Below are 1,955 nucleotides of genomic sequence, written 5' to 3'. Positions count from 1 at the left end.
TATTAAAAAAGTAATTTTTATCTATAATCTATATAAAACAAGAGCGCTTGACAATATAAATTAATCTGCTTATCTTGAAATTTCTTGCTTTTTTATGATAACATAAATAGTATTTAATAAAGGAGGTTCGTATGAAATTAATACTTGCAGAAAAACCATCTGTCGCCAAAACAATAGCCTCTTTCTTAGGTGCAAAAACTCGACGAGATGGTTATTTTGAAGGAAATGAATATATTGTAACTTATGCCTTTGGTCATTTAGTTTCTTTATACGATATGAAGGATTACGACAAGGAAAAATACTCAGGTAGTTGGAAAATGGCTAATTTTCCATTTATCCCTGCTGATAAATTTAAATTTAAAGTAGATGACTCAAAGCAAAAACAATTTAATATAATAAAAGGGCTTTTAAATAGAAACGATGTAGAATACGTGATAAATGCAACAGATAACGACCGCGAAGGTGAGCTAATTGCCTTTCTTATATTTTTACTAGCTAAAAATAAAAAACCGGTCAAAAGAATCCTTGTAAACGAATGGACACCAAAGGATATAACTAGAGGACTTGAAAATCTAAAGGATGAAGAAGATATGAGAAATCTTCAAGCTGCAGGATACACTCGTCTTATTACCGATTGGTTGATAGGGATTAATTTTACATCTGTCGCGACTTTAAAATACGGAAACGGAAAGCTTTTAAACATAGGTCGTGTAATACTGCCTACTGTCAAGCTAGTTTACGATAGAGATATGGAGATTAAAAATTTCGTTCCAAAGACGTATTTTGAAATCGAAGGTAATTTCAAATGTAAAAACGGTACATATAAAGGCAAATTGATGAAGGGAAAAGAAAGTAAATTCGACACTGAAGAGGAGGCAATGGCGGTCATAGATAGCATTACCTCTAAAGAAGGTATTGTTTCATCTAAAAAAGTGACTAATTCCAAAGAATATGCTCCGAAATTATTCAGTTTGACCTCTCTTCAAGGTTACATAACTTCTAAATACGCTAATTTTACATCAGATAAGGTTTTAAACGTATGCCAGTCTCTATATGAAGGTAAAGGAAAGGGTGGATATATAACATATCCTAGAACCGACTCTGTCTACTTAGAGGAGAGCTTAACTGATAAAGTAAATCAAGCTTTAAATAGATTAAAGCAAGGTCTTCCATACGAGGATAAGATTAAATTTGCAAAGACAAAGAGAGTTTTCGATTCATCAAAGGTAGATAGCCACAGTGCGATTATACCTACTTACATAGTTCCAAATTCATTGACTCCAGACGAAAAAATAGTATACCAAGCTATAAAGGACAGATTTATCGCAAACTTTATGCCACCTGCAGAATACGAAAACACAGAAATCAAAACAGATGTCGATGGCAATATGTTCCTTACTAAAGGTAAGGTATTAAAAGTCCCTGGCTATTTAGAGGTCTACAACAAGGAGCAAAAAAACGACCTGCTTCCATATGTAGATAAAGGTGAAGCTGTAGAAGTTTTAGAAATTTTACCACTTAAAAAGCAAACTACACCACCTAAATCATACACAGAGGACACACTACTTAAAGCCATGAAAAACTGTGGCAAAAATGTAGATGACGAGGATCTAGTCTTAGCTGGATACTCAATAGGTACATCGGCAACACGTGGTGACGTACTTAAAAAAATCGCCCAAGTTGGATACGTAGCTAAAAAAGGTAAATCATATTACATAACAGATTTAGGAATCAACTTAGTTGAAATATTCCCTGTAAAAGACCTATTCGACGTGGACTACACAGGTAAGCTAGAAAAAAGCCTAAGCGATATCCAAAAGGGAAAATTCTCTCGTAAAGAGTATTTGACGAATATAATGAATTTTATAGTGAAAAATGTGAATTTAATAAAATATGATTCACCTAAAAAAATAAATACAGAGGCTTACGTGTACGATCCTAAAACAGGAAAAAGT

General features: G+C 33.2%; 1 protein-coding gene. It reads left to right on the top strand.

Going from position 1 to position 1,955, the window contains the following annotated elements; all coding sequences use genetic code 11:
* Window positions 1–131 precede the first annotated feature (131 nt).
* Window positions 132–1,955: type IA DNA topoisomerase (locus ACI3VO_RS00200; RefSeq protein WP_439755972.1), on the top strand; the 1,824-nt coding region annotated here is incomplete at its 3' end.

The sequence above is a fragment of the Intestinibacter sp. genome, assembly GCF_051866655.1.
GTDB lineage: Bacteria > Bacillota > Clostridia > Peptostreptococcales > Peptostreptococcaceae > Intestinibacter.
Note: the sequence above shows the minus strand (reverse complement) of the source record. Positions and strands in the feature narration are given on the sequence as shown.